The organism is Massilia horti (assembly GCF_004614195.1).
In the GTDB taxonomy this organism is placed as follows: Bacteria; Pseudomonadota; Gammaproteobacteria; order Burkholderiales; family Burkholderiaceae_D; genus Telluria; species Telluria horti.
Map to the genome: position 1 here is coordinate 56,638 of NZ_SPUM01000107.1, position 26,245 is coordinate 82,882.

The window sequence follows — 26,245 nt, forward strand, 5'->3', positions numbered from 1 at the left end:
GCAAAAAAATCGGGTGTTTGGTGAAGACCGGCAATGGCGGAGCGATCTCGTCCACCGAAAAACGAAGCTTGTGGGAATCAAAGTGCGGGATGCCAAACGCGGCGCAATCCGGCGATTGGAACGAGAAGCGGCAGGGCCGGCATTGCACCGGCCTGCCTGTTGCTACAACAGCCGCTCTTCGGCGCGGTTGACCGCGTCCTCCGACCCGCGCAGCACCACCACGTCGCCCAGCAGCAGCTCGATCTCGGGCTTGGGTTCGATGCGTTCGTTGCCGCGCCTGATGGTGGTCACTTCCGCTCCCAGGTCGTCCAGCTCCAGATCGAGCAGGCGATGCCCGATCGAGCTCGCGTCGTCGCGCAGCATCACGGAGTGCAGCCGGATGTAGGTGTGGTCGTCGCGGATGTCGCTGGTGCCCAGGAAGTGGCCGCGCAGCGAAGCGTAGCGCTCGTCGCGCGCGGCCTGCACCCGGTGCACCACGCGCCGCAACGGCACCCCCATCACCACCAGCGCATGCGAGGCCAGCATCAGGCTGCTCTCCAGTGCTTCGGGCACCACCTCGGTGGCGCCGGCCTTCTTGAGCACGTCCAGTTCGGTGTCGTCGTGCGCCCGCACGATCACCGGCAGGCGCGGCGCCAGCTCGTGCACCAGGCTGAGCACCTTGAGCGCGGCGCGCGTATCGGCAAAGCTGATCACCAGCGCGCTGGCGCGGTTGATGCCGGCCGCGACCAGGGCTTCGCGCCGGCCGGCGTCGCCGTACGAGACGTTGGCGCCCGCCGCCTGCGCTTCCTGCACGCGCTCGGGGTCCAGGTCGAGCGCGTGCCACGGCAGCTTCTCCTCGGTCAGCAGCGTGGCCAGGCTTTGCCCGCTGCGCCCGAAGCCGGCGACGATCACGTGCTTTTGCGCCGCCATCGTGCGCGTGGCGAGCTGGGTGAGCTGGAGCGATTGCAGCATCCATTCGTTGGCGGCGATCTTCATCGCGATCCAGCCGGAATTGGCGATCACGAACGGCGCAACCAGCATCGACAGCACCATCGAGGCCAGCACCACCTGCATCAGGAACGGCTCGACCAGGCGCGCGCCCGATGCCAGGTTGAGCAGCACGAAGCCGAATTCGCCGGCCTGCGCCAGCGCCAGGCCCGTGCGCAGCGCCACCCCGAGCGAGGAGCCGAAGGCGCGCGCCAGGAGCGCGATCAGCGCGAACTTGAGCAGCACCGGCAGCGCCAGGAGGAGCAGCACCAGCCACCAGTTGGCGATCACCAGCTTCAGGTTGAGCAGCATGCCGATGGTGATGAAGAACAGCCCGAGCAGCACGTCGCGGAACGGCTTGATGTCTTCCTCCACCTGGTGCTTGTACGGGGTCTCGGAGATCAGCATGCCGGCCACGAACGCGCCCAGCGCCATCGACAGCCCGGCGCGTTCGGTGATCCAGGCCGCGCCCAGGGTCACCAGCAGCACGTTGAGCATGAACAGTTCCTGCGAGCGGCGCTTGACCACCGAGGTGAACCACTGGCCCATCAGCTTCTGGCCAACGACCAGCAGCAGCAACAGCACCAGCGCCGCCTTGAGCGCGGCCCAGCCCAGCGTGACGGCGAGCTGTTCCGGCGGTTCGGCCAGCGACGGGATCATGATCAAGAGCGGCACCACCGCGAGGTCCTGGAACAGCAGGATGCCGATGATGCGGCGTCCATGGTCGCTGGAGAGCTCCAGCCGCTCGGTCAGCAGCTTGGACACGATCGCGGTGGAGGACATCGCCAGCGCACCGCCCAGCGCGAACGCGGCCTGCCAGCCGACATGCCATGCCGGCGGCAGGTAGCGCGCGACCAGCCAGCTCACGACCATGGTGGCGACGATCGTGAGCACCACCTGCGCCAGCCCGAGCCCGAACACGATGCGGCGCATCGCGCGCAATTGTGCAAGAGAAAACTCGAGGCCGATCGAGAACATCAGGAACACGACGCCGAATTCGGCGAGCGCGTGGGTGGCGGTATCATTCTCGGCCAGGGCCAGCGCGTGCGGGCCGATCAACACGCCCACGGCAAGATAGCCGAGCATGGGCGGCAGGTGCAGCATCCTGAATGCCACCACGCCCAGTACGGCGCTGAATAACAGGAGGAGAGTCAGTTCAAGTCCTGAGACCATGCGCCCGCTTCGAATAGGGAAAGAGAGTGGATTAATGCGATGTTTGTTACGACTGGCAAGTTTTTTGCTTTCCCAATTCGTTTATACTTTCAGGCATGAGTGTAACCCATGAAAAAACAATGCTGAAAAGTTTCGACGACAACCAAGCCCAGCGCGCGCTGCAACTGGCGCGCGAGACGCTCGCGATCGAAGCCGACGCGATCCGCGCGTTGCATGAACGCATCGGGGATGATGACGGCGTGGCGCGCGCGGTCGCGGTGCTGTTTTCCTGCACCGGGCGCGTGGTGGTGTCGGGCATCGGCAAATCCGGCCATATCGGCCGCAAGATCGCGGCCACGCTGGCTTCGACCGGCACGCCGGCGATGTTCGTCCATCCTGCCGAGGCGGCCCATGGCGACCTGGGCATGGTCACGGCCCAGGATGCGTTTATCGCCATCTCCAATTCTGGGGAGTCGTCCGAGCTGATGGAAATCCTGCCGGTGGTCAAGCGCATGGGCACGCCCCTGATCGCGATGACCGGCCGCCCCGGCTCGCGCCTGGCGCAGCTGGCCGACGTGCACCTGGATATTTCGGTGGCCAAGGAGGCCTGCCCGCTGAACCTGGCGCCGACCGCCAGCACCACCGTCACCCTGGCGATGGGCGACGCGCTGGCCGTGGCGCTCTTGGACGCGCGCGGCTTCAAGGAAGACGACTTCGCGCGTTCGCACCCGGGCGGCGCGCTGGGCCGGCGCCTGCTCACCCACGTGCGCGACGTGATGCGCAGCGGCGACGCGGTGCCAAGCGTGACGCCGGATGTGCCGCTGGCGCGCGCGCTGGTGGAGGTGAGCCACAAGGGCATGGGCATGACCGCCGTGGTTGACCAAGACCGTCGCCCGATCGGGGTGTTCACCGACGGCGACCTGCGCCGCCTGGTCGAGCGCGTGCAGGATTTTTCCACGCTGACCATCCGCGACGTGATGCACGAGAACCCGCGCCGGGTGCGCCCGGAACAGCTGGCGGTGGACGCGGTCGCGATCATGGAAGAATTCCGCATCAACCAGATGCTGGTGGTCGACGCCGACGACCGGCTGGTCGGCGCCCTGCACATCCACGACCTGACCCGCGCCAAGGTGATCTGATGGTGACCCAGCTCGAACACATCCAGCGGGCCGCGCGCGTGAAGGTCATGATCTTCGACGTGGACGGCGTGCTGACCGACGGCAGCCTGACCTACGGGCCGGAAGGCGAGGTCACCAAGACCTTTTACGTGCTCGACGGCCTGGGTATCCAGCTGCTGAACAGGACCGGCGTGCAGACCGCGATCATCAGCGCCCGCAATTCGCCGATCGTGGTCAAGCGCGCGGCCGACCTGGGCATCACCCATGTGTTCCAGGGCCAGCACGACAAACGCCTGGCGTTCGCCGCGCTGCTGGAAAAGACCGGGGTCAGCGCCGAGCAATGCGGCTACATCGGCGACGACGTGATCGACCTGCCGCTGTTCACGCGCGTCGGCCTGGCCGTCACGGTGCCCAGCGGGCATCCGGAAGTGCAGCACCGCGCGCACTACGTGACCAAGAACCCGGGCGGGCGCGGCGCCGTGCGCGAGGTGTGCGACATGGTGATGCGGGCGCAGGGCACCTACGAGCAGGCGCTCGCGCCTTATTTCGGCTGAAAGGCCATGGCGACCTACGTGAACAAGCGTACTGCACACCGTGGCCGGCTGCTGGCCCTGATGCTCATGGGCCTGTTGTGCGCCTTCGGCAGCTTCTGGCTGCTGCAGGTCATGAGCGGCGGCGAAGAGACGCAGGCCGGCGTAGCCAGCACCGAGCCGGATTACATCATCGACAACTTCTCGTTCGTGCGCATGTCCGAGCACGGCCAGCCGCGCTACGTGCTGTCCGGCGCGCGCCTGACGCACCGCCCGGTCGACGACGTCTCGGAGATCGAAAAGCCGGTGATGCACAGCCTGACGACTCAGCATCCACCCATGACGGTGACCGCCAACCATGCGCGCGTGCTGCACGCGAAGGACCAGGTGGACCTGATCGGCGATGTCGACGTGGTGCGCCCGGAGACCCCGAAATACAAGCCGCTGCGCATGCGCACCGAGGAGCTGACCTTGCTGCCGGACGACGAGATCATGAAGACCGACAAACACGTCACGCTCACGCTTGGCGGCATGAGCGTCTCCGGCACCGGAATGGTCGCCAACAACGCGACCCAGCAGGTGCACCTGGACAGCCAGTCGCATATCGAGCTCCCGCCGCGCGACAAGCGCTGACGGCCAACCCACTTTAGGACGAGCAAACATGAAAAAAATTATCGCCGCCATGCTTTCCCTGATCGCGCTGGCGGCCCATGCCGAACGGGCCGATTCGCTCAAGCAGGCCTCGGTGACAGCCGTCAAGGTCGACGCTGACACTGTGACCAACAACACCATCGCGAGCGGCGATGTGGTGATCACGCGCGGCACGCTGCTGATCAAGTCCGACAAGGCGGTGGTCTCCCAATCGCCGGAAGGTTACATGACCGTGACCCTGACCTCGGACCCCGGCAAGTTCGCGACCTTCCGCCAGAAGCGCGACGGCGGCGCCGACCTGTGGGTGGAGGGCCATGCCCAGCGCATCGAGTACGACGAGCGCACCGAGATCGTCAAGCTGTTCAATAACGCCGTGGTCAAGCAGCTCGAGAATGGCCGCCTGACCAACGAGATGAACGGCGAGTTCATCTCCTACGACAACCGCAAGGAAGTGGCGGCGCTGCGCAACGACGCGAGCGGCGAAACGAAGCAGGGCGCCGGCCGCACCACGGTGATCTTCCAGCCGCGCCGCCAGCCGGCCGCGGCGCCTGCGCCTGCACCCGCGGCGGGGAAGCAGTGATGGAAATGCGCGTCGAGGAGATCAGTACGGTCAGCAGCACGCTGATCGTGCGCGGACTGCAAAAGAGCTACGGCAAGCGGCTGGTGGTGCGCGACGTGTCGCTGCAGGTGGACAGCGGCGAGGTGGTCGGCCTGCTCGGCCCGAACGGGGCCGGCAAGACCACCTCGTTCTACATGATCGTCGGCCTGGTGCCGTCGGACGCCGGCTCGATCGACATCAACGGGGTCGACATCTCGAGCCTGCCGATCCACCGCCGCGCGGTGCTGGGCCTGTCTTACCTGCCGCAGGAAGCGTCGGTGTTCCGCAAGCTGACGGTCGAGGAGAACATCCGCGCCGTGCTCGAACTGCAGAAGGTCGACGGCAAGGCGCTGTCGAAGGAACAGATCGGCCAGCGCCTGGATGCGCTGCTGTCGGAGCTGCAGATCGAGAAGCTGCGCGAAAGTCCGGCGCTGTCGCTGTCCGGCGGCGAACGGCGCCGGGTCGAGATCGCGCGTGCGCTGGCGACCAACCCGCGCTTCGTGCTGCTGGACGAACCGTTTGCCGGCGTCGACCCGATCGCGGTGATCGAGATCCAGCGCATCGTGCGCTTCCTGAAGGAGCGCGGCATCGGGGTGCTGATCACCGACCACAACGTGCGCGAAACGCTGGGCATCTGCGACCGCGCCTACATCATCAACCAGGGCGCGGTGCTGGCGTCCGGACGGCCAGACGACATCATCGCGAACGAATCGGTGCGGCGCGTCTACCTGGGCGAACACTTCCGGATGTAGAGCATGAAACAGTCACTGCAACTACGGACGTCACAGCATCTTGCCCTCACCCCGCAACTGCAGCAGTCGATCCGCCTGTTGCAGTTGTCCACGCTCGAGCTGCACCAGGAGCTCGAACAGATCCTGTCCGACAATCCGCTGCTCGAACGCCTTGACGATCCGCTCGATCGTTCGGTGCGCCTGCTGGCGGACGGCGCGATCAGCAGCGGGCAGGGCCAAGCCGAGGCGTCGGCCCAGCCGGGTGCCGAAGAGGGGCAGGGCGCTGGGGAGACCGAGGACAGTGGCGGCGGCATGGCCGACGACGCGCCGGGGGGCGAGAGCGATGCCGACTGGGGCGAGCTTGGCGCGCCGCGGCTTGAAGACGAGGACGGCCGTCCGCAGCTGGAAGCGGGCGGCATCACGCTGCGCGAACACCTGATGGAGCAGGTGCGCGTGACCAGCCTTTCGGTGCGCGACCGCGCGCTGGCCGAACTGATCGTCGATGCGCTGGACGACAACGGCTACCTCGAAGAGCCGCTGGACGACATCCACGCGCGCCTGCCGGCCGAACTCGAGGTCGAGCTGGACGAACTGCGCACCGCGCTGGCGCTGGTGCAAAGCCTGGACCCGGTGGGCGTGGGCGCGCGCAGCGCGGGCGAGTGCCTGGCGCTGCAGATCCGGCGATTGCCGCACGTGCCGCTGGTGACGCGCCGCATGGCCTTGAAGATCGTCGAGGGCTACCTGGCCTGGTTCGCGCAGCGCGAGTTCACCAAGCTGAAAAAGGCGCTCGACTGCGACGACGAAGACCTGCGCGAAGCCCAGGCCGTGATCCGCCAATGCCATCCGCATCCGGGCGCGGCGTTTGCGCCGGGCCAGTCGGATTACGTGGTGCCGGACGTGATCGTGCGCCGCGCGAAGAACGGCTGGAGCGTGGCGCTGAACCAGGAGGTGATGCCGCGCCTGCGCGTGAACAGCCTGTATGCGGCGCTGCTCAAACAGGGCAGAAGCGAGAGCCAGTTGAGCGCACAGCTGCAGGAAGCCAAGTGGCTGGTGAAGAACATGCGGCAGCGCTTCGATACCATCCTGCGCGTCGCGCAAGCCATCGTCGATCGCCAGCGCAATTTCTTTTCACATGGGGCAGTTGCCATGCGGCCCCTTGTATTGCGCGAGATTGCTGATACACTAGGACTACACGAGAGCACAATCTCTCGGGTCACAACTCAAAAATACATGCTGACCCCGCACGGCATGTTTGAGTTGAAGTATTTCTTCGGCAGCCACGTAGCCACCGAAGCGGGGGGAGAAGCCTCCTCGACGGCAATACGGGCTCTCATAGCGCAACTGACAGGAGCAGAAGACCCTAAGAACCCTTTATCCGATAGCAAGATCGCGGAAATGCTCGGGGAACAAGGAATGGTCATTGCGCGCCGCACGGTCGCGAAGTACCGCGAAGCGCTCAAGATACCCCCGGTCAGCCTCCGCAAATCCTTGTAATTGCGCTGTTCGCCTGCGCATCGGCGCTACGCAATGGCGCGCATCTTCAGAGGAGTGTGTATGAATCTCACAATCAGCGGACATCATGTCGAAGTGACTCCCTCCATTCGTAATTACGTACAAAGCAAACTTGAGCGCATTACCCGCCATTTTGACCAAGTAATCGCGACTCACGTCATCGTTGCCGTCGACAATCTCGCCGAAAAAGAAAAAAGGCAGAAAGCCGAGATCAACCTCCAGCTATCGGGCAAGATTCTCCACGTCGAAAGCGTCGCCCAAGACCTTTATGCGGCAATCGACACGCTGATGGACCGGTTGGATCGCCAGGTCGTCAAGTACAAAACCATGCTACAGGATCATAATCACCAGGCACACAAGCGTATGTCTGAAGGCGGAGCTGAAGCTACCGCATAAAAACACCCTGAGGGTATAAACCATCAAGCAAGGGCGCGTCAGCGCCCTTTTTGCTTTTGCGCCCAGCTTGGGCGCATTCTTGCGCGTAGCACAGGTGTGCTCACGCAAGCTGCCCCTATCCGATTCCGATAAGCCTGCAGCCTTCGCGCCTGAACGATGCCCTGCGGCCTCGAATTCGTGCCCCGGGTTCGAGCCAGACCAAGTTGCCCGGGTCTTTTGGCGGGAACTCGCCTGGTCCAAGGGATCGGCGGCAGAGATACCTCATCTAAACCTCCAGACTGCTGAGATTTGCGAAGCCATCCCGGTAACGGGCATGCGTGCCGGCCCCTGTGCGGGCGGTACATCTTTCCCCGATTGGGGCAACTTTCTAAGGATGAAGACTCATGACACGCAAAACTCAAATCCGCATCACGGAACCGAAGTGTCTCGTTCGCCTGCTGGCAGGTGCGTTCATCGGACTGTTGTCCACCCAGGCATTCGCGGAACAGCCGCCTCCGCCTTGCCATCCCAATCCCAACGCAGCTGCCGATCGCGCCGCAGTGGCCAACCGCGGCGACGTCAAAAACGTGCCGGGCCCGTTGAAGAATACTTTGGTACGGATGGCGGACCGGCCGCACTCCTATCTGCCGCTCCAGATCTTTGCCGAGGCCGACAAGCCAAGCATGCTGTTCCAGTACTTTCTGCTGTCCACCGAGGGTTTCGAACCCAACCCGTTCACGGCAAGGTTCCCCGGCATCAACGACAAGGCGATGCTCACCGCAACCGGCGCCAACTGCTTCCTGCCGACGATTGGCTCCGCGCGGCTGGCGCTCGAGCCCAAGCCCGGCCTGCCGACCGATCCGAACAATATCCGCGCATTCATCGACGTGTTCACCGATCTGTCTTACCTATTCGTGATCAACAACGAAAGCGGCTGGTACGAGGGCTGGATGATCCACGACATGCACGTGCCCAATGTGGCGCAACCGCATCAGGGAGGGCGGCCCCAGTTCGGCACCATCACCGCGGCCGACGCCGCGGCGCTCAAGGCCATGGGCACGCACAACAACGTGCCGGGCGCGATCTTTACGATGGACGGCAACGCGCCGCATTTCCCCAGCAACAACGACCACTTCCCGGACCGCCAGACCAACGTGGTGCCGATCCAGCTCTCCATGGGCGCGATGAACTGCATGCAGCAGTCCGACTGCCACGGCTACTGGGAATTCAACTACACCACAAACTGGATCCATCCGCTCTACGAGTTGCCGTTCACGGGCGGCATTCCCGGCACCTATGAGGCGGGCAAGATCGGCGCCCTGTCGTCGCTGATTCCCGGTTCCGGCCCGTCGGGCGTGAAGAACAACCCGATCAACTACGGCGACAACCCGAACAACGCCGCGCCGTTGGGGGCATCGGGGCCGCGTGACCCCGACAAGTTCGATGCGGACGTCGACAACCAGCGGGAGTACCGGCAACGCTTCATCCCGAGCGGGCTGGCGCATGAGATCTTCCTGGACACCTACATGCGCCTGGCCTCGTTCGAACCCGGCGTGCCGTTCCCGCAGCGGCTGTTCGACGCCTACGCGGCCGAGGTCAAGCGCGTGGATACGAACGGCGACGGCGTGATCTCGGCGGTCGAGGGCGACCCGGACACGGCCAGCGACGGGTTCCCCGACAACACCCGCCTGTACCTGCCGGCCACCTCGTTCAGGCGGTTTGCCGTGACCCGCGAGATCAATGACGGCTTCCTCGCGCCGCGCTTCGCACCCAGCCAGCGGGCCTGGGTGCAGACCGGCAGCGCGGTCGACGTGCGGCCGCCGGTCGCGGCCTCGGCGGGGCGTGACGGCGACGACCGATAAGCTGCGCGTAGCAAGTGCCCGAACGCGGGGATGGTCCGCCAGCGTCGGGCATGCGCAGGCTCGGACGAATTGACCGTGGGGCGGTAGAATTGCGGGTGTAGTCAACTACGCAATGATGCCATGAGTGAAACCGTCCTGACCCGCGTTGCCAACGGCACCGGAGTGATCACCCTCGACCGTCCCAAAGCCCTGAACTCGCTGTCGCTAGAGATGGTCAGAAAACTCACCGAAGTACTGCTCGCGTGGCGCACCGACCCGGCGGTGGACGCGGTGGTCATCACCAGCACCAGCGAAAAGGCGCTGTGCGCGGGTGGCGACATCCGCTTCTTCTACGAGGCGGGGCGCGCGACCCCGCTTGGCGGCAGCGCGCTGCTGGAGGATTTCTTCACCGAGGAATACGCGCTTAACCACCTGGTCCACTACTATCCCAAGCCTTACATCGCCTTGATGGACGGCGTGGTGATGGGCGGCGGCATGGGCATCGCGCAAGGCGGGCCAGGCTGCGGCCTGCGCATCGTCACAGAGCGCACGAAAATGGCCATGCCCGAGGTGAACATCGGGCTGTTCCCGGACGTGGGCGGCAGCCACTTTCTTTCGCGCGCGCCGGGGCGGCTCGGGTATTACCTGGGCTTGACGGGCTTGACCATCGGCGCGGCCGATGCGCTGTATGTGGGGCTGGCGGATCTGTACGTGCCGGGCGGGGAGAATGCAGCGTTGATGGAGCTGGTCGCGACGACGCCGGGGCGGCAACTGCCTGATGCGATTCGCGAGTTCGCGGCGCGCTTTGCGGCTGATGTCGGCGTGAGCCAACTGCAGGCGCAGCGCGCGCTCATCGACCGCCACTTCGCATCGCATTCTGTGACGGCGATCATGGAGTCGCTGGCACAGGATGACGATCCGTTCGCGCAGAAGGCGCTGGCCGCGATGCGCCAGCGCTCGCCGTTGTTGATGTGCGTGACGTGCGAGATGCTCGAGCGTGGAGCGAAGCTGGACGTGGCCGATTGCCTGCGCATGGAGCGCTCGCTGGTGCGGCGCACGTTCGAACATGGCGAAGTGCTCGAAGGCGTGCGTGCGCTGGTTATCGACAAGGACAATGCGCCGAAGTGGAATCCGCCCGAGCTCTCGCAAGTGACGCCGGAGATGGTGGCGCACTTCTTCGAGCCGGTGTGGCCGGATCACGCGCATCCGCTGCGCGATTTGTAGTCGTACAATTTGCAGGAGGCGTAGGGTGGGCACCTGTGCCCACGCGGTTCGTGGACGTAGCGTAGTGAAGCAACAGCCGCGAGCCAGCACGCTCAGACCGCGTGCGCACCCTACGATATGCTACGGCTACGGGCTACGACTGCTCGCGGTGCCGCAACACCACCCGCTCGGTCGGCGCAAAGTAGGCCGCCAGCCGCTCCGCCATGTACACCGAGCGATGCTGACCGCCGGTGCAGCCCAGCGCCACGGTCAGGTAGCTGCGGTTGTCCGTCTTGAACGAGGGCAGCCACTTCTCGACGAACTTGCGGATATCCTCCAGCATCTCGCGCGCGCTCGGCTGCGCGTCGAGGAAGGCGATCACCGGCGCGTCCTTGCCCGTCAGCGGGCGCAGCTCCAGGTCGTAGTAGGGGTTGGGAATGGCGCGCACGTCGAACACGAAGTCGGCATCGAGCGGCACGCCCAGCTTGAACGCGAACGATTCGAAGAACAGGGTCAGCGGCGCGTGATCGATCTGCGCCAGCTCCCTGATCCAGGTGCGCAGCTTGCTGGCGGACAGCTCCGAGGTGTCGATCACGTGCCCCAGCTGTTCGATCGCCGACAGCCGTTCGCGCTCCTCGGCGATGCATTCGATCAGGGTACGGCGCGCGGCCGGATTCTCGCCCGGGCGCAGTTCGTGCGACAGCGGATGGCTGCGGCGCGTCTCGGAAAAGCGCGCGACCAGCGAATGCGTGTTCGCGGTCAGGAACATCACCGTGACGTCGTGCCCATCGTTCTTGAGTTTGCGCACGTCGGCCGGCAGCCCGGCCAGCGATTCGGAGCTGCGCGCATCCACCGCGACGGCCAGCTTGGCCGTACCTTCGGCGTTGACGGTGCCGACCAGTGAAGGCAACAGCGCCGGCGGCAGGTTGTCGACGCAGTAGTAACCCGCGTCTTCGAGGACGTTCAGGGCAACCGACTTGCCCGAGCCCGAGATACCGGTGATAAGTACGATGTGCATGTACGGATGATACCCCAACGGTTAGCGTTTTTGTCGCTTCGGCACCATTGTTGGTAATTGGTTAAGGCGAGTGGCGCGCCTGCGGCTTCGTCATCGATGTTGGCAGTTGAAATGGCGTAGGGTGCGCACCTGTGCGCACGCTGTACGTTCGCGTGCTGTTGGCTCTTGCATACGCACGTACTGTACACACGCGGTACGGGCGCGTGCAGGAGCAAACGAGGTTCGAACGTACCGCGTGCGCACAGGTGCTCGGCGGCCCCGCGCCCCCTACGATCTAATCGCCGCTCATGGCCTGGCGCTGCCGCTCCATGAACTCCTGCAGCGTGTCGATGCCGCGCAGTTGCAGGATGGTGTTGCGCACGGCGGCTTCGAGCAGCACCGCGATGTTGCGGCCGGCCGCGACCGGGATCACGACCTTGCGGATTGGCAGGCCCAGCACGTCTTCGGTCGGGAAGTGGAACGGCAGCCGCTCCACTTCTTCCTCCAGCGCGCCGCGGCGGACCAGGTGGACGATGAGCTTGAGCCGCATCTTGCGCCTGACCGCGGTCTCGCCAAAAATGGCCTTGATGTCCAGCAGGCCCAGCCCGCGCACTTCCAGCAGGTTCTGCAGCAGCGGCGGGCAGCGGCCTTCGATCATGTTGGGCGCGATGCGCGAGAATTCGACGGCGTCGTCCGCCACCAGCCCGTGCGAGCGCGAGATCAGTTCCAGCCCCAGCTCGCTCTTGCCAAGGCCGGAGTCGCCCGTGATCAGCACGCCCACGCCGAGCACGTCCATGAACACGCCGTGCATGATCACGCGCTGCGCCAGCTTCTTGGACAGGTACACGCGCAGGAAGTCGATCACCTGCGCGGCCGGTAGCGGGGTGGAGAACAGCGGGATGTTCTGCTCGTCGCAGATGGCCAGGATGTCCGGCGGCGTTTCCAGCCCCTGGGCGATGATCAGCGCCGGCGGGCCGCCCGCGATCAGTTCGCCGATCACGTGACTGCGCGAGCCGGACTTGAGGCGCTGGTAGTAATTCAGTTCCTGGTGCCCGAACACCTGGATGCGGCCGGGGTGGATCAGGTTCAGGTGGCCGACCTGGTCGGCGGCGGAGACCGCGTCGCCCGAGATCAGGCGTTCGCCGCCGGGAAAGCCGGCAAACCAGCCCAGTTGCAGACTATCGCGATTGTCGTCGTACAGCCGTTGGATGGTCAGCGGAGTTTGCAGCATGGCGTCCTTGTAAAGTTACCGCGGCGGCGTGCCGCCGCGGAAAGTTTAACCCAAGGCTTGCAGGCTGGGTTGCCAATTGATGATGCGTTCGTGGACCGAGCGCGGGTCCGGGTCGGTGAGCAGGGCGTTGCGCACCGCTTCGTCGGAAAACAGTTCCGCGATTTCGGACAGGATCTCCAGGTGCTGCTGGGTGACGTGATCCGGGATCAGGAGGAAGAACAGCAGCTTGACCGGCTGGCCGTCGGGCGACTCGAACGGGATCGGGTCGCGCAGGCGCACGAAGGCGGCCAGCGGCGACTTCAGGCTCTTGCTGCCCTTGATCCGTCCGTGCGGCACGGCGACCCCGTGGCCCAGGCCGGTCGAACCGAGGCGTTCGCGCGCGAACAGGTTGTCCGAAACGGTCGAGCGCGCGATGCCGCAGTTGTTTTCGAACAGCAGGCCGGCCTGCTCGAATGCGCGCTTCTTGCTCGACACTTCAATGTCGAGCTGCACGTTTTCGAGCGATAGAATTTTGCTTAGGTTTGTCATAACACACTTCAATTGTGCAGTGCACAAGGAGGCCCTTGCGAGGCAGAATTATAGGCCTGTTTTGAGGCTGTGTAATTCGAATTCGCATCGGTTTGCCTCATTGTCCGCGCTGCCCTGAAGACCCCGCCGGCCGGGGTCCGGTTCCCGACGTAGATTACCGGCAATTTCCATTGCGAAAACCAGAATTCACCTTGCTAAACGGCGGCACCAGTCGCGTTTCGCCCACTTTTCGCTCGCTCATGCATCATTTTTGAGCAGGCGCGGGCGACCGCCTTGCGTTTGCGCTGACCGGCGTGCGAACGCATCGCAGGTGTCGCCCAAAAGGTACAGGGCCGGTCTTACTGGCGGGCGGCGCGCAAGTTCAGCGGCTTTCCGGTGGTGAAATTGGCGCGCCATGGGTTGATGTCGAGCCCGCCGCGGCGGGTGTAGCGTGCGTACACGGCCAGCTGGCTCGGCCTGCATTGGTGCAGGATATCCATGAAGATGCGTTCGACGCACTGCTCGTGAAATTCGTTGTGTTCGCGAAAGCCGATCAGGTATTTGAGCAGGCCTTCCTGGTCGATCTGCGGGCCGGCGTAGTGGATTTGCACGGTGGCCCAGTCCGGCTGTCCGGTGACCAGGCAGTTCGACTTGAGCAGGTGCGAGACAAAAGTTTCCTCGACCGCCGCCTCGTCGTGTTTGGCGGTTAGAAGCGCGGGGGAGGGCGAGTAGCTGTCGACCTCGATGTCGAGGCGGTCGAGCAGCAGGCCTTCCAGTTCGCCCATCTTCACGCTGCCGAAGTCCTCGGGCGTCGCCAGCTTGACGTGCACCGCCTTCCCGAACGCGTTTGATAAGTCGTCGCGCAGCAGGGTGAGCAGGGCGTCGGGACCCGCCAGGCGCGTCTGGTTGAACGAGTTCAGGTACAGCTTGAAGGACTTGGATTCGACGATGTTGGGCGAGTCGGCCGGCACCGTGAAGGTCGCGATCGCCACCTGCGGCTTGCCGCGCATGTTCAGCCACGAAATCTCGTAGGCATTCCAGATGTCAACGCCGAAGAACGGCAGGGTCTTGCCTGCGGGCAGGCCGATCTCGTCGCGCTTTTGTTGGCGCGGAATCGGGAACAGCAGTTCGGGCGCGTACTGGGTCTGATACGCGGAGCTCTTGCCGAGGGGGGATTGGTCTGGGGTATTGGAGGTCATGGTGAATAGGCGGGCGAATCAATGGTCCGCGTGGGGCTTGTGGCGCCACGCGGATTGAAGCATGAATCACCCCAAAAATAGTTTGTACACGGGGTTGGAGCTTTCGTCCCAGTGCCGGTAGCCGAGCGTGGCGAGGAAGCGGCGGAATTCGTCCATTTCCTCGCGCGGCACCTGGATGCCGACCAGGATGCGGCCCACGTCGCCGCCCTGGTTGCGATAGTGGAACAGCGAAATGTTCCAGTTCGGCGCCATGCTGTCCAGGAAGCGCATCAGCGCGCCCGGCCGTTCGGGGAACTCGAAACGATAGAGTAACTCATCATGCGCGAGCGCGCTTTTGCCGCCCACCAAGTGGCGGATGTGCAGCTTGGCCAGCTCGTCATGGGTCAGGTCGAGGGCGCGGAAATCGTTGTCTTCGAACGTGCGCAACAGGCGCGCCGATTCCTCGCGGCTGCCGACCTGCACGCCGACGAACACGTGGGCTTCGCGCGCATCGCTGACGCGGTAGTTAAATTCGGTCACGTTGCGCTGGCCGACCAGCGAGCAGAAGCGCTTGAAGCTGCCACGCTGCTCGGGGATCGTCACGGCGTACACGCCTTCGCGGTCTTCGCCCACTTCGGCCCGCTCGGCCACGAAGCGCAGGCGGTCGAAGTTCATGTTCGCACCGCAGGCGATCGCCACCAGGGTCTGGCCCTGCACCGGGTGGCGCGTCATCTGCGAACGCTCGACGTAGGCCTTGGCGCCCGCGATCGCCAGCGCGCCGGCCGGCTCGAGGATGCTGCGCGTGTCCTGGAACACGTCCTGGATCGCCGCGCAGATGGCGTCCGTGTCGACCAGGATGATGTCGTCGACCACCTCTTTGGCCAGGCGGAAGGTCTCCTCGCCCACCAGCTTGACGGCGGTGCCGTCGGAGAACAGGCCCACGTCCGGCAGCGCCACGCGCTGGCCCGCCTTCAGGCTCTTGGCCATCGCGTCCGAATCGACGGTCTGCACGCCGATCACCTTGATGCTTGGCCGCACCGCCTTGATGTAGGCGCCCACCCCGGCGATCAGGCCGCCGCCGCCGATGGCGACAAACACGGCGTGGATCGGCCCAGAATGCTGGCGCAGGATCTCCATGCCGATCGTGCCCTGGCCGGCGATCACGTACGGGTCGTCGAACGGGTGCACGAAGGTCAGGCGCTGTTCGCGTTCCAACGCCAGCGCGTGCTGGGCCGCGTCGCTGTACGACTCGCCATGCAGCACCACTTCGACGCTGGCGCCGCCGCGCGCCTTGACCGCGTCGATCTTGACCTGCGGCGTGGTGGTCGGCATCACGATCAGCGCGCGGCAGCCCAGGCGCGCTGCCGACAGCGCCACGCCCTGCGCGTGGTTGCCGGCCGAGGCGCAGATCACGCCGCGCTTCAATTCCTCGGGCGCCAGGTTGGCCATCTTGTTGTAGGCGCCGCGCAGCTTGAACGAGAACACGCTCTGCATGTCCTCGCGCTTGAAGTAGATGTGGTTGTCGATACGCTGCGACAGCGTCGGCGCCAGTTCCAGCGGGGTTTCTTGGGCGACGTCGTAGACGCGCGCGGTCAGGATTTTCTTGAGGTAATCGGTAGTCATATTCGTGAGGCGAGGTATTCTTGAGGTCAGTGTCCTGGAATTCCGGAGCGACGCGAGACTGTCCTTCTTGGCGGGTGACCGAGGCGTGCAGTGCGATACGATGCTGGGTGGCAGACTCGTCGTATCGTGTCGTTACGAGGGTTTTTCCTCATTATAATGGACGCTTCCCACCCCCGCTGCTTGTGCCGATGATTGAAAACGCTGTTCTCTGGCTGCTGAATGTCCTTGCGGTGCCGACAGTCGGTTTGACCTCCGTTTTCATCATCAGCTTCATTTCCGCCACCTTGTTGCCGCTCGGTTCCGAGCCGGCCGTGTTTGCCGTCATCAAAGCCAACCAGGCGATGTTCTGGCCGGTGATCCTGGTTGCCACCGTGGGCAACACGCTGGGCGGCGCGCTCAACTACTGGATCGGCTACCGCGCCAAGGTGGCGTTTGCCAAGGAGCGCCAAAGCCGCTGGTTCGGCTGGCTGGCGCGCTACGGTTCCAAGACCATGCTGCTGGCATGGCTGCCGGTGATCGGCGACCCGCTGTGCTCGTTGGCGGGCTGGCTGCACCTGCCGTTCTGGCCGAGCGTGATCTACATGGCGATCGGCAAATTCGCGCGCTACATCGTGATGACCGTGTTCCTGCTGTTCATCCCAGACGGGTTGTGGGAGCACCTTGGCCAACTGCTCAATCAAGTTTTTGGTTGATTTGCAGGAACTTTCCAACCCTATGGCCTTCGGCAGTCCTTGCTGTGCCCCGTATTTTTATTCTGCCAATGTTACTTCGCGTGAATAAAATTTGAACGGGGAACAATTTCCCGCAATTTCATAGCGTTAGGGGCGAACGGGAAACTGGCCGCAGCCCAGCGTGGTGCATCGCAATAAGCTAGAATGAACATCCTTCGGGGCAGTCCGATCGCTGATTTCATTCCATGAACGCACCTGCACAACTCCACGCTTTGCTCGAAGATAACGCGCCGACCCGCCTGCGCGAGATCCCCTACAACTATACGTCGTTCTCGGATCGGGAAATCGTGATCCGGCTCCTGGGCGAGTCCTCGTGGAAGCTGCTCGACGAGCTGCGCGGCGCGCGCCAGACCGGCCGTTCCGCGCGCATGCTGTACGAGGTGCTGGGCGACATCTGGGTGGTGCGCCGCAATCCGTATCTGCAGGACGACCTGCTCGACAATCCCAAGCGCCGCGAAAAGCTGATCGAGGCGCTGCACCACCGCCTGGCCGAAATCGACAAGCGACGGCTGTCGGTCGATGCCGGCGGCGACGGCGACGCGGCTGCCGCCAGTGCCAGGAGCGAAGCGGTCGAGCAACTGCTGGCGGCCGCGCGCCGCGCGGTGGACGACTTCGGCCGCGAATTCCAGCAGACCTACGACCTGCGCAAACGTGCGCAGAAGGTGCTGGGCCGCTACACCGACAAGCGCAACATCCGCTTTGACGGCATGCACCGCGTCTCGCACGTGACCGACGCCACCGACTGGCGCGTCGAATACCCGTTCCTGGTGCTGCTGCCGGATACCGAAGAGGAGATGGCGGGCCTGGTCAAGGGCTGCATCGAACTGGGCCTGACCATCATCCCGCGCGGCGGCGGCACCGGCTACACCGGCGGCGCGATTCCGCTCACCGCCATGTCGGCCGTGATCAACACCGAAAAGCTGATCCAGATGGGCGACGTCGAGATGACCCGCCTGCCGGGCGTTGAGCGCGACTACGCCACCATCTGGACCGGCGCCGGCGTGGTGACCCAGCGCGTGTCGCAGGCGGCCGAAAAGGCCGGCTTCGTGTTCGCGGTCGACCCGACTTCGGCGCATGCCTCCTGCATCGGCGGCAATGTCGCGATGAACGCGGGCGGCAAGAAGGCCGTCCTATGGGGCACGGCGCTGGACAACCTGGCCTCGTGGCGCATGGTCGACCCGAACGGCGACTGGCTGGAAGTGACCCGGATCGGCCACAACCTGTCCAAGATCCACGATGCGCCCACCGCCGTGTTCAAGCTCGAATGGACTCATCCGTCGCCCAAGGGCGCGCAGAAGGGCGAACCATTCCGCACCGAGACCCTGACCATCGAAGGCCGGCGCTTTCGCAAGGAGGGCCTGGGCAAGGACGTGACCGACAAGTTCCTGGCCGGCCTGCCGGGCATCCAGAAGGAGGGCACGGACGGGCTGATCACGTCCGCGCGCTGGATCCTGCACAAGATGCCCAAGTACACGCGCACCGTGGCCCTCGAATTCTTCGGCCAGGCGCGCGAGGCGATTCCTTCGATCGTCGAGATCAAGGACTACCTCGACAGCCTGCCGGCCAGCGGCAAGCCGGAATTCGCGAGCCTGCGCCTGGCGGGCCTGGAGCACCTGGACGAGCGCTACCTGCGCGCGGTCGGCTACGCCACCAAGTCCAAGCGCGGCACGCTGCCCAAGATGGCGCTGTTCGGCGACATCGTCGGCGATGACGAAAACGCGGTGGCGATCGCCGCCTCCGAAGTGGTGCGGCTGGCGAACACCCGCGTGGGCGAGGGCTTCATCGCCGTGAGCCCGGAAGCGCGCAAGAAGTTCTGGCTCGACCGCGCCCGCACCGCGGCCATCGCCCGGCACACCAACGCCTTCAAGATCAACGAGGATGTGGTCATTCCTCTGAACCGGATGGGCGAGTACACGGACGGCATCGAGCGCATCAACGTCGAGCTGTCGATCAAGAACAAGCTGCAGCTGGCCGACCAGCTGCATGCCTGGTTCGCTGCCGGCGTGCTGCCGATCACCAAGGCCGACGACGCCAACCTGGAGGGCGTGTCCTACGAAGAGATCCTTGGCGACCGTCCGCAGCAGGCCGACGAGCTGCTGTCGAACGTGGCGGCGCGCTGGCGCTTCATCCTGTCCAATCTGGATACCCGCCTTGGCGAGATCGGCGGCGAGCTGGCACGGTACGGCCTGGAGCAGCACGGCCAGGCCCTCATGGCGCGCCTGGTGCAGCAGCCCAATGCCACTCTGTTCGACGTGGTGCAGGACCACACGATACGCGTGTCGTGGAAAGTGGAGCTGCGCGCGCCGCTGCGCCAGATCTTTGGCGGCGCGGCGTACAAGCCGATCCTCGACGAGTGCGCCGAGATCCACAAGCGCGTGCTGCGCTCGCGAGTGTTCGTCGCGCTGCACATGCACGCGGGCGACGGCAACGTGCACACCAACATCCCGGTGAACTCGGACGACTACGAGATGCTGCAGGACGCGCACAAGGCGGTCGAGCGCATCATGAAGCTGGCGCGTTCGCTGGACGGCGTGATCTCGGGCGAGCACGGCATCGGCATCACCAAGCTCGAGTTCCTGACTGATGACGAGATCCGCGACTTCCGCGCGTACAAGGAACGCATCGATCCGGAAGGGCGCTTCAACAAGGGTAAGCTGCTCAACCGCGAGGGCGCGTTTGCCGACCTGCGCAACGCCTACACGCCGTCGTTCGGTCTGATGGGGCACGAGTCGCTGATCATGCAGCAGAGCGACATCGGCGAGATCGCGGCCAGCGTCAAGGACTGCCTGCGCTGCGGGAAGTGCAAGCCGGTGTGCACCACCCACGTGCCGCAGTCGAACCTGCTGTACTCGCCGCGCGACAAGATCCTCGCCACCTCGGCGCTGATCGAGGCCTTCCTGTACGAGGAGCAGACCCGGCGCGGTGTATCGATCCGCCACTGGGAGGAATTCGAGGACGTCTCGGACCACTGCACCGTGTGCCACAAGTGCGTGACGCCATGCCCGGTCAACATCGACTTCGGCGACGTCTCGATGAACATGCGTAACCTGCTGCGCAAGATGGACAAGCGCAGCTTCAAGCCGGCCAGCCGCGCCGCCATGTTCTTCCTGAACGCGACCGACCCGACCACCATCAATGCCACCCGCAAGGCGATGGTCGACATCGGCTTCAAGGCCCAGCGCCTGGGCAACACGCTGCTCAAGGGCTTGGCGCGCGAGCAGACCAAGGCACCGCCGCCGACCACCGGCAAGACGCCGATCCGCGAGCAGGTGATCCACTTCGTGAACAAGAAGATGCCGGGCAACCTGCCGAAGAAGACTGCGCGCGCGCTGCTCGACATCGAGGACGACAAGATCATCCCGATCATCCGCAACCCCAAGGTGACCACGGCCGACACCGAAGCCGTGTTCTACTTCCCGGGCTGCGGGTCGGAGCGCCTGTTCTCGCAGGTGGGCCTGGCGACCCAGGCCATGCTGTGGGAAGTCGGGGTGCAGACCGTGCTGCCGCCGGGTTACCTGTGCTGCGGCTATCCGCAGCGCGGCGCTGGCCAGTACGACAAGGCCGACAAGATGATGACGGATAACCGGGTGCTGTTCCACCGCATGGCCAACACCCTGAACTACCTCGATATCAAGACCGTGCTGGTGTCGTGCGGTACCTGCTACGACCAGCTCGCGACTTACGAATTCGAGAAGATCTTCCCGGGCTGCCGCATCATGGATATCCACGAATACCTGCTGGAGAAAGGCGTCAAGCTGGAAGGCGTGACCGGCACGCGCTACATGTACCACGAGCCGTGCCACAACCCGATGAAGCTGCAGGACTCGGTCAAGACGGTGAACGCGCTGGTGACCACAACCGACAACGTGAAGATCGAGAAGAACGACCGCTGCTGCGGCGAGTCGGGCACCTTCGGCGTTTCGCGGCCCGACATTGCGACCCAGGTGCGCTTGCGCAAGGAGGTCGAGATCGACAAGGGCGCGGCCAAACTGCGCGAGGACGGCTTTGACGGCAAGGTCAAGGTGCTCACCAGCTGCCCGTCGTGCCTGCAAGGGCTGTCGCGCTATAACGACGACGCCGGCACCGAGGCCGACTACATCGTGGTCGAAATCGCCCGCCACCTGCTGGGCGAGAACTGGCTGCCGGACTACGTGGCGCGCGCCAACAGCGGCGGCATCGAAAGGGTGCTGGTATGACGGCCCGTCCGTGCGAGCTGTGCGAGCTGGCCGAGCCCACCGTCTACCGCGACGAGCGGTTGGCGGTGATCCTGGTGGACGATCCGAACTATCCGGGCTTTGCGCGCGTCATCTGGAACGCTCACGTGAAGGAGATGAGCGACCTGTCGCGTGAAGAGCGGCAGGTTCTTAACGACGCGGTGCTGAACGTTGAACTGGCGGTGCGCGAGGTGATGAACCCGCTCAAGGTGAACGTGGCCAGCCTGGGCAACGTAGTGCCGCACCTGCACTGGCACGTGATCCCGCGCTATGCGGACGACGCGCATTTCCCGAACCCGGTATGGGCGGCGAGCGTGCGCGCCGTCGACGAAAAGACCCTGGCGGCGCGCCGTGCGCAGCTGCCGCAGCTGGCTGCCGCGATCGGGCGGCGCATGGCGAACGGGTAAAATACAGGCTCGGGCTGACATATCAATGGGACCACGATGCCAACTCCAACCGAACTAACGATCCACCAGAAATCGCGCGTGCTCGACATCGCGTTCGACGACGGGGCCGCATTTTCGATTCCGTTCGAATTGCTGCGCGTGTATTCGCCGTCGGCGGAAGTGAAGGGGCACGGGCCGGGGCAGGAAGTGCTGCAGGTCGGCAAGCGCGACGTCGGCATCAATGGTGTCGAGCCGGTCGGCAACTACGGCATCAAGCCGCTGTTCACCGATGGACACGCTTCCGGCATCTACACCTGGGACTACCTGTACAAGCTCGGCAGCGAACAGCAGACGCTGTGGCAGGACTACCTGCAGCGCCTGTATGCCGCCGGGTTCGCGGGCGATACCGGCCGCGAGCCGGGCACCGTGCTGCCCGGTGCCGCGCCGCGCGGCGGGGCATGCGGCCACGCACACTGAACGGTCGGCGTAGGGTGCGCACCTGTGCGCACGCGGTCACAGCATGCGGGCTCGCGGCTGCCGCTCCTCTGCGCTGCATTCGCGAACCGCGTGCGCAGCAAAGCTGCACACCCTACGGTCCCCGGCCTGCGGCCACGCGCTACCATTGCGACGCCTGCCGGCGGTGCGCTTGTATAATGCGCCAAGATCAATCCGGCAAAGCGTTATGACCAACACCACCCATTTCGGCTACAAGACCGTCGCGGAAGACGAGAAGGTCCACGAAGTCGCCAAGGTATTCCACTCGGTCGCGTCGAAGTACGACGTGATGAACGACCTGATGTCGGCCGGCCTGCACCGGCTGTGGAAGACGTTCACCATTGCCCAGGCCGGCGTGCGTCCCGGCTTCAAGGTGCTCGACATCGCGGGTGGCACCGGCGACCTGTCCAAAGCCTTCGCCAAGCAGGCCGGGCCGACCGGCGAAGTCTGGCTCACCGACATCAATGAGTCGATGCTGCGCGTGGGCCGCGATCGGCTCTTGAATAAAGGCCTTGTCACCCCAACATTGCTCTGTGACGCGGAAAAGCTGCCGTTTCCAGATAACTATTTCGACCGGGTCAGCGTGGCTTTCGGCCTGCGCAACATGACGCACAAGGACCAGGCACTGGCGGAAATGCGCCGCGTGCTCAAGCCGGGCGGCAAGTTGCTGGTGCTGGAGTTTTCGAAGGTGGCCGCGCCGCTGCAAAAACCGTACGACCTGTATTCGTTCTCGGTGCTGCCGTGGCTGGGCCAGCAGATTGCCGGCGATGCCGAGAGCTACCGCTACCTGGCCGAATCGATCCGGATGCACCCGGACCAGGACACGCTCAAGTCGATGATGGAACAGGTCGGACTGGAACGCGTTCAATACTTCAACCTGACCGCCGGCGTGGCTGCACTGCATACCGGCATCAAACTGTAGGATGACAGCATGAAAAAATTTTTGGTCGGCATGATGCTTGCGGTGACGGCGCTTTCGCTGGTTACGGAGGCCATTGCCCGTCCGATGGGTGGCGGCCGTTCGTTCGGCCGCCAGTCGCAGTCCGTACGCCAGATGAGCAAGCCGGCACCCGCACCGGCGCCTGCGCAGCAGCAATCCCAAATGCAGCGCCAGGCCACGCCTGGCCAGGCCGCACCGGCCCCGATGCCGCAGCAAAAGCCCAGCATGTGGAAGGGCATGCTGGGCGGTGCGCTGCTCGGCCTGGGCCTGGGCGCGCTGCTCTCGCACTTTGGCATCGGCGGCGCGATGGCCAGCATGCTGTCGTCGATCCTGATGATCGTGCTGCTGGCGCTGGCCGTCATGTTTATCGTCCGCATGTTTCGCCGCAAGGACACGCCGGCCAACCCGTCGTATCCAATGGGCGTGCCGGGCACCCTGACGCCGGCATCGGCCAGCGCAACCCCTGAAATCGGCTCCGGCCTGTCGGGCTACCAGTCGCAGCCGAACGCCTTCCAGGGCCAGTCGCAGGCGCCAAGCAGCTCTGCCGCGCCGCACGTGGCCTGGGGCGTGCCGTCCGACTTCGATACTGACGCCTTCCTGCGCCAGGCCAAGTCGATGTTCATCCGCCTGCAGGCGACCTGGGACCGCGGCGACGTGGCCGACCTGCGCGAGTTCACCACGCCGGAAGTGTTTGCCGAGCTCAAGACGCAGATCATGGAGCGCACCGGCAACGACTTCACCGACGTGGTCTCGATCGACGCCCAGTTGCTGGGCATCGACAAGACCGAACAGGACTACCTGGCGAGCGTGCAGTTCAACGGCATGATCAAGAGCGCGCCGAACGCCCAGCCGGAACCGTTCGTGGAAGTGTGGAACTTGTCCAAGCCGCAGCATGGCACGGGCGGCTGGGTGCTGGCGGGTATCCAGCAGGTCGCCTGATCATTTCTTAACAATTTTCCCGTGCTGCCGGGTTTGTGCCCGGCAAACTGGTAAGATCGAAACCGCCCGCATCCCGGGCGGTTTTGTTTTGTGATGCGTACCATGAATCCATCGACCCTGTCGCCGCAACGCGTGCTGACCACGTCCGCGGTTGCCGCGCTTAACCACTTGCTGGCCCAGGAAGCCTGGGCGCGCGATTCGCTGGCGCTGCATGCCGGTAAGGAAGCGTGCATCGATACCGGCCACTTGCAGCTGCGCCTGCGCGTGGGCCGCGACGGCATGCTCGAATCCTCGCTGTCCGAGGAACCGGCCACCGTCACGATCCGCGTCAAGCTCACCGACCTGCCGCTGATCGCGGCCAATCGCGAGCGCGCCTTCTCGTATGTGCAGATCGAGGGCGACGCCGAATTTGCCAACGCCATCTCGCAGCTGTCCAAGGGCCTGCGCTGGGACGCCGAGCATGACCTGGAACGCTGGCTGGGACCAGTGGGCGCGGTGCGCGTGGCCGGCGCCGCGCGCGATGTGGTTGGCGGCGTGGCCGCTACCGGGCGCCGGCTGGCCGAGAACGTCGCCGAGTTCCTGCTGGAAGAGCGCCCGGTGCTGGTGCGCCCCGCCATCGTCGACGAGTTCGCGCAAGAGGTGACGCGCCTGCGCGACGACGTCGAACGCAGCGCCAAGCGCATCGCCAAACTGGAGCAGCGGCTGGCGCAGCGCGACGCGGCCGCGACCACCCGCCCGAGCGGGGACCCCACCCTGGACAGCCGATGATATTGAAATTCCTGCGCCTGCTGAAAATCTTCACGGTCGCGACCCGCTACGGTCTCGACCAGATCGCCATCTCCCAACTGCAGGCGCCGCGTACCGCAAGGCTGGTCAACGCCATGCTGTTCTGGCGCCGGATCACCACGCCGCGCGCGGTACGCCTGCGCCAGGCGCTGGAGGAGCTGGGGCCGATCTTCGTGAAGTTCGGGCAGGTGCTGTCGACCCGGCGCGACCTGATGCCGCCCGATATAGCCGACGAGCTGGCGCTGCTGCAGGACCGCGTTCCGCCGTTCAGTTCCGAAATCGCGATCGCCCAGATCACGCGCGCGCTCGGCGCCCATCCGGACGAACTGTTCGCCCGCTTCGAGCGCACGCCGGTGGCCTCCGCCTCGATCGCGCAAGTGCACTTCGCAACATTGAAGGACGGCCGCGAAGTGGCGGTCAAGGTGCTGCGCCCCGGCATGCGCAAGTCGATCGACGAGGACCTGGCCCTGATGCGCGTGGCTGCTGGCCTGCTTGAGAAAGTCTGGGCCGACGCGCGGCGCCTGAAGCCGCGCGAAGTGGTGGCCGAATTCGACAAGTACCTGCACGACGAGCTCGACCTGATGCGCGAGGCGGCCAACGCCAGCCAGCTGCGGCGCAACTTTGCCGACTCCGACCTGCTGCTGGTGCCGGAAATGTTCTGGGATTACTGCTCCAGCAGCGTGATCGTGATGGAGCGCATGAACGGCATCCCGATCTCGCAGATCGACCGGCTGGCCGCGGCCGGCGTCGACCTGAAGAAACTATCGAGCGACGGGGTCGAGATCTTCTTCACCCAGGTGTTCCGCGACGGCTTCTTCCATGCTGACATGCACCCCGGGAATATCCTGGTCTCGGTCGATCCGACCACCTTCGGGCGTTACATCGCGCTCGACTTCGGCATCGTCGGCACCCTGAACGACTACGACAAGGATTACCTGTCGCAAAACTTCCTCGCCTTCTTCCGCCGCGACTATAAGCGCGTGGCCGAGGCGCACATCGAATCGGGCTGGGCGCCGCGCGACACGCGGGTCGACGAGCTGGAGTCGGCGGTGCGCGCGACCTGCGAACCGATCTTCGACCGGCCGCTGAAGGACATCTCGTTCGGCCAGGTGCTGCTGCGCCTGTTCCAGACCTCGCGCCGCTTCAATGTCGAGGTGCAGCCGCAGCTGGTGCTGCTGCAAAAGACGATGCTCAACATCGAGGGCCTGGGCCGCCAGCTCGATCCCGACCTGGACTTGTGGAAGACCGCCAAGCCCTACCTCGAACGCTGGATGGCGGAGCAGGTGGGCTGGCGCGGCATGGTCGAGCGGCTGCGCGCCGAAGCACCGCGCTACGCGCACATCTTCCCGCAGCTGCCGCGCCTGATGCACCAGGTGCTGGAACACCAGGCCCGCCCGGGCGACGACGAACTGCTGGGCAAGCTGGTGAGCGAGCAGCGCCGCACCAACCGCCTGCTGGTGTTCGTTGCCTGCGTGACCAGCGCGCTCGCGGTCGGCATGGTGGCGCTGCACCTGTACACGCACTTTCACGCGCTGGCTTGA

General features: G+C 64.9%; 23 protein-coding genes. 17 read left to right on the forward strand and 6 right to left on the reverse strand.

Going from position 1 to position 26,245, the window contains the following annotated elements:
- Positions 1–162: 162 nt before the first annotated feature.
- Positions 163–2,139 carry a monovalent cation:proton antiporter family protein gene (locus E4O92_RS15670; protein WP_135190672.1) on the reverse strand — a complete coding sequence of 659 codons (1,977 nt, stop codon included), beginning with the start codon at positions 2,137–2,139 and terminating at the stop codon, positions 163–165.
- Positions 2,140–2,258: 119 nt separating this feature from the next.
- On the opposite strand from E4O92_RS15670, the gene E4O92_RS15675 reads away from it, so the two are divergent.
- From E4O92_RS15675 to E4O92_RS15715, 9 genes are all read left to right on the forward strand, one after another.
- Positions 2,259–3,257, forward strand: a complete 999-nt coding sequence (locus tag E4O92_RS15675; RefSeq protein ID WP_135190673.1) for a KpsF/GutQ family sugar-phosphate isomerase — start codon at positions 2,259–2,261, stop codon at positions 3,255–3,257.
- On the forward strand, positions 3,257–3,790 hold the full coding sequence (locus E4O92_RS15680; protein WP_206076889.1) for a KdsC family phosphatase: 534 nt from the start codon (positions 3,257–3,259) through the stop codon (positions 3,788–3,790). The genes E4O92_RS15675 and E4O92_RS15680 overlap by 1 nt, the downstream gene beginning before the upstream one ends.
- A gap of 18 nt (positions 3,791–3,808) precedes the next feature.
- The gene (gene lptC / locus E4O92_RS15685) at positions 3,809–4,399 is read left to right on the forward strand and encodes an LPS export ABC transporter periplasmic protein LptC (protein WP_229483407.1); all 591 of its coding nucleotides are present in this window, start codon (positions 3,809–3,811) and stop codon (positions 4,397–4,399) included.
- 28 nt (positions 4,400–4,427) lie between these two features.
- Positions 4,428–4,997 (forward strand): lipopolysaccharide transport periplasmic protein LptA, encoded by a 570-nt coding sequence (gene lptA, locus E4O92_RS15690; RefSeq protein WP_135190675.1) that lies wholly within the window; start codon positions 4,428–4,430, stop codon positions 4,995–4,997.
- Between the two features lie 5 nt (positions 4,998–5,002).
- The gene (gene lptB / locus E4O92_RS15695) at positions 5,003–5,767 is read left to right on the forward strand and encodes an LPS export ABC transporter ATP-binding protein (protein ID WP_135190729.1); all 765 of its coding nucleotides are present in this window, start codon (positions 5,003–5,005) and stop codon (positions 5,765–5,767) included.
- A gap of 3 nt (positions 5,768–5,770) precedes the next feature.
- Positions 5,771–7,240, forward strand: coding sequence for an RNA polymerase factor sigma-54 (locus tag E4O92_RS15700; RefSeq protein WP_135190676.1), 1,470 nt, complete (start codon positions 5,771–5,773; stop codon positions 7,238–7,240).
- Between the two features lie 60 nt (positions 7,241–7,300).
- On the forward strand, positions 7,301–7,654 hold the full coding sequence (gene hpf, locus E4O92_RS15705; RefSeq protein WP_135190677.1) for a ribosome hibernation-promoting factor, HPF/YfiA family: 354 nt from the start codon (positions 7,301–7,303) through the stop codon (positions 7,652–7,654).
- A 383-nt stretch (positions 7,655–8,037) separates the two neighbouring features.
- A complete protein-coding gene (locus tag E4O92_RS15710; RefSeq protein WP_229483409.1) occupies positions 8,038–9,495 on the forward strand; it encodes a hypothetical protein in 1,458 nt (485 codons plus the stop codon).
- A gap of 120 nt (positions 9,496–9,615) precedes the next feature.
- A complete protein-coding gene (locus E4O92_RS15715; protein ID WP_135190678.1) occupies positions 9,616–10,698 on the forward strand; it encodes an enoyl-CoA hydratase/isomerase family protein in 1,083 nt (360 codons plus the stop codon).
- 133 nt (positions 10,699–10,831) lie between these two features.
- Here E4O92_RS15715 and rapZ read toward each other — a convergent pair whose 3' ends face one another.
- The 5 genes from rapZ to ilvA all read right to left on the reverse strand — a co-directional run bounded on the left by rapZ (position 10,832) and on the right by ilvA (position 16,213).
- Positions 10,832–11,695 carry an RNase adapter RapZ gene (gene rapZ / locus E4O92_RS15720; protein ID WP_135190679.1) on the reverse strand — a complete coding sequence of 288 codons (864 nt, stop codon included), beginning with the start codon at positions 11,693–11,695 and terminating at the stop codon, positions 10,832–10,834.
- Positions 11,696–11,969: 274 nt separating this feature from the next.
- Positions 11,970–12,905 (reverse strand): HPr(Ser) kinase/phosphatase, encoded by a 936-nt coding sequence (gene hprK, locus E4O92_RS15725; protein WP_135190680.1) that lies wholly within the window; start codon positions 12,903–12,905, stop codon positions 11,970–11,972.
- Positions 12,906–12,950: 45 nt separating this feature from the next.
- Positions 12,951–13,433, reverse strand: coding sequence for a PTS sugar transporter subunit IIA (locus tag E4O92_RS15730; RefSeq protein WP_135190681.1), 483 nt, complete (start codon positions 13,431–13,433; stop codon positions 12,951–12,953).
- A 338-nt stretch (positions 13,434–13,771) separates the two neighbouring features.
- Positions 13,772–14,611, reverse strand: a complete 840-nt coding sequence (queF, locus tag E4O92_RS15735) for an NADPH-dependent 7-cyano-7-deazaguanine reductase QueF (RefSeq protein ID WP_135190682.1) — start codon at positions 14,609–14,611, stop codon at positions 13,772–13,774.
- A 66-nt stretch (positions 14,612–14,677) separates the two neighbouring features.
- On the reverse strand, positions 14,678–16,213 hold the full coding sequence (gene ilvA / locus E4O92_RS15740) for a threonine ammonia-lyase, biosynthetic (RefSeq protein WP_135190683.1): 1,536 nt from the start codon (positions 16,211–16,213) through the stop codon (positions 14,678–14,680).
- Between the two features lie 188 nt (positions 16,214–16,401).
- Between ilvA and E4O92_RS15745 the strand changes: the two genes are divergently transcribed.
- The 8 genes from E4O92_RS15745 to ubiB all read left to right on the forward strand — a co-directional run bounded on the left by E4O92_RS15745 (position 16,402) and on the right by ubiB (position 26,245).
- Entirely contained in the window at positions 16,402–16,905 is a 504-nt protein-coding gene (locus tag E4O92_RS15745; protein ID WP_135190684.1) for a YqaA family protein, read from the forward strand.
- A 224-nt stretch (positions 16,906–17,129) separates the two neighbouring features.
- Positions 17,130–21,140 carry a DUF3683 domain-containing protein gene (locus E4O92_RS15750; protein WP_135190685.1) on the forward strand — a complete coding sequence of 1,337 codons (4,011 nt, stop codon included), beginning with the start codon at positions 17,130–17,132 and terminating at the stop codon, positions 21,138–21,140.
- Complete coding sequence (locus E4O92_RS15755; protein ID WP_135190686.1) at positions 21,137–21,565, forward strand: HIT family protein; 429 nt, start codon at positions 21,137–21,139, stop codon at positions 21,563–21,565. The genes E4O92_RS15750 and E4O92_RS15755 overlap by 4 nt, the downstream gene beginning before the upstream one ends.
- Positions 21,566–21,601: 36 nt before the next feature.
- On the forward strand, positions 21,602–22,021 hold the full coding sequence (locus E4O92_RS15760) for a gamma-butyrobetaine hydroxylase family protein (protein WP_135190687.1): 420 nt from the start codon (positions 21,602–21,604) through the stop codon (positions 22,019–22,021).
- A gap of 205 nt (positions 22,022–22,226) precedes the next feature.
- Complete coding sequence (ubiE, locus tag E4O92_RS15765) at positions 22,227–22,961, forward strand: bifunctional demethylmenaquinone methyltransferase/2-methoxy-6-polyprenyl-1,4-benzoquinol methylase UbiE (protein WP_135190688.1); 735 nt, start codon at positions 22,227–22,229, stop codon at positions 22,959–22,961.
- A gap of 9 nt (positions 22,962–22,970) precedes the next feature.
- On the forward strand, positions 22,971–23,918 hold the full coding sequence (locus E4O92_RS15770) for a Tim44 domain-containing protein (RefSeq protein WP_135190689.1): 948 nt from the start codon (positions 22,971–22,973) through the stop codon (positions 23,916–23,918).
- A 102-nt stretch (positions 23,919–24,020) separates the two neighbouring features.
- A complete protein-coding gene (locus E4O92_RS15775) occupies positions 24,021–24,686 on the forward strand; it encodes a ubiquinone biosynthesis accessory factor UbiJ (protein ID WP_370660013.1) in 666 nt (221 codons plus the stop codon).
- Positions 24,683–26,245 (forward strand): ubiquinone biosynthesis regulatory protein kinase UbiB, encoded by a 1,563-nt coding sequence (ubiB, locus tag E4O92_RS15780; protein ID WP_135190691.1) that lies wholly within the window; start codon positions 24,683–24,685, stop codon positions 26,243–26,245. The genes E4O92_RS15775 and ubiB overlap by 4 nt, the downstream gene beginning before the upstream one ends.

Excerpts from the sequence above, each read along its gene's own strand:
- E4O92_RS15745 (WP_135190684.1), top strand. The coding sequence starts at position 16,402 with ATGATTGAAAACGCTGTTCTCTGGCTGCTGAATGTCCTTGCGGTGCCG.
- E4O92_RS15730 (WP_135190681.1), bottom strand. The coding sequence starts at position 13,433 with ATGACAAACCTAAGCAAAATTCTATCGCTCGAAAACGTGCAGCTCGAC.
- lptB (WP_135190729.1), top strand. The coding sequence starts at position 5,003 with ATGCGCGTCGAGGAGATCAGTACGGTCAGCAGCACGCTGATCGTGCGC.
- E4O92_RS15755 (WP_135190686.1), top strand. The coding sequence starts at position 21,137 with ATGACGGCCCGTCCGTGCGAGCTGTGCGAGCTGGCCGAGCCCACCGTC.
- rapZ (WP_135190679.1), bottom strand. The coding sequence starts at position 11,695 with ATGCACATCGTACTTATCACCGGTATCTCGGGCTCGGGCAAGTCGGTT.
- E4O92_RS15675 (WP_135190673.1), top strand. The coding sequence starts at position 2,259 with ATGCTGAAAAGTTTCGACGACAACCAAGCCCAGCGCGCGCTGCAACTG.
- ilvA (WP_135190683.1), bottom strand. The coding sequence starts at position 16,213 with ATGACTACCGATTACCTCAAGAAAATCCTGACCGCGCGCGTCTACGAC.
- E4O92_RS15770 (WP_135190689.1), top strand. The coding sequence starts at position 22,971 with ATGAAAAAATTTTTGGTCGGCATGATGCTTGCGGTGACGGCGCTTTCG.
- E4O92_RS15760 (WP_135190687.1), top strand. The coding sequence starts at position 21,602 with ATGCCAACTCCAACCGAACTAACGATCCACCAGAAATCGCGCGTGCTC.
- ubiB (WP_135190691.1), top strand. The coding sequence starts at position 24,683 with ATGATATTGAAATTCCTGCGCCTGCTGAAAATCTTCACGGTCGCGACC.
- queF (WP_135190682.1), bottom strand. The coding sequence starts at position 14,611 with ATGACCTCCAATACCCCAGACCAATCCCCCCTCGGCAAGAGCTCCGCG.
- E4O92_RS15775 (WP_370660013.1), top strand. The coding sequence starts at position 24,021 with ATGAATCCATCGACCCTGTCGCCGCAACGCGTGCTGACCACGTCCGCG.
- E4O92_RS15710 (WP_229483409.1), top strand. The coding sequence starts at position 8,038 with ATGACACGCAAAACTCAAATCCGCATCACGGAACCGAAGTGTCTCGTT.
- hprK (WP_135190680.1), bottom strand. The coding sequence starts at position 12,905 with ATGCTGCAAACTCCGCTGACCATCCAACGGCTGTACGACGACAATCGC.
- ubiE (WP_135190688.1), top strand. The coding sequence starts at position 22,227 with ATGACCAACACCACCCATTTCGGCTACAAGACCGTCGCGGAAGACGAG.
- lptA (WP_135190675.1), top strand. The coding sequence starts at position 4,428 with ATGAAAAAAATTATCGCCGCCATGCTTTCCCTGATCGCGCTGGCGGCC.
- E4O92_RS15715 (WP_135190678.1), top strand. The coding sequence starts at position 9,616 with ATGAGTGAAACCGTCCTGACCCGCGTTGCCAACGGCACCGGAGTGATC.
- E4O92_RS15670 (WP_135190672.1), bottom strand. The coding sequence starts at position 2,139 with ATGGTCTCAGGACTTGAACTGACTCTCCTCCTGTTATTCAGCGCCGTA.
- E4O92_RS15700 (WP_135190676.1), top strand. The coding sequence starts at position 5,771 with ATGAAACAGTCACTGCAACTACGGACGTCACAGCATCTTGCCCTCACC.
- E4O92_RS15680 (WP_206076889.1), top strand. The coding sequence starts at position 3,257 with ATGGTGACCCAGCTCGAACACATCCAGCGGGCCGCGCGCGTGAAGGTC.
- E4O92_RS15750 (WP_135190685.1), top strand. The coding sequence starts at position 17,130 with ATGAACGCACCTGCACAACTCCACGCTTTGCTCGAAGATAACGCGCCG.
- hpf (WP_135190677.1), top strand. The coding sequence starts at position 7,301 with ATGAATCTCACAATCAGCGGACATCATGTCGAAGTGACTCCCTCCATT.